This is a genomic window from Xenorhabdus entomophaga (assembly GCF_037996725.1).
Lineage (GTDB): Bacteria > Pseudomonadota > Gammaproteobacteria > Enterobacterales > Enterobacteriaceae > Xenorhabdus > Xenorhabdus khoisanae.
Window position 1 is genome coordinate 1 of sequence record NZ_JBBMXH010000425.1, and the last position, 286, is coordinate 286.

A 286-nucleotide genomic window follows, 5' to 3' on the forward strand; every position below is an offset into this window, starting at 1 on the left:
GACCCCGACCTATCGTCATCAGGTGTTCGAACTGCCCAAAATCGCCCTGGATATCACCGAATATCAACTGTTTCATGGCCGCTGTCAGCGTTGTCATCACACCGTCCGGGCCGCGTTACCCGACGATGCGCCTTCCGGACAACTGGGGCCCTGTTTGATGAGCCAGATGGCGGTCCTGTCGGGACAATACCCTCTGAGCATCAGTAAGATACAGCGCCTGATCCGGGACACTTATGGCATCCACTTTTCCACGGGCCTTATCTCTGAAGCGCAGGGGCGGATCAGT

Annotated in this window: 1 pseudogene; it reads left to right on the forward strand. The window is 57.0% G+C overall.

Annotation, left to right across the window (positions count from 1 at the left end):
• Window positions 1-286: pseudogene (locus tag AAC854_RS24815) on the forward strand (IS66 family transposase); the annotation flags it as partial.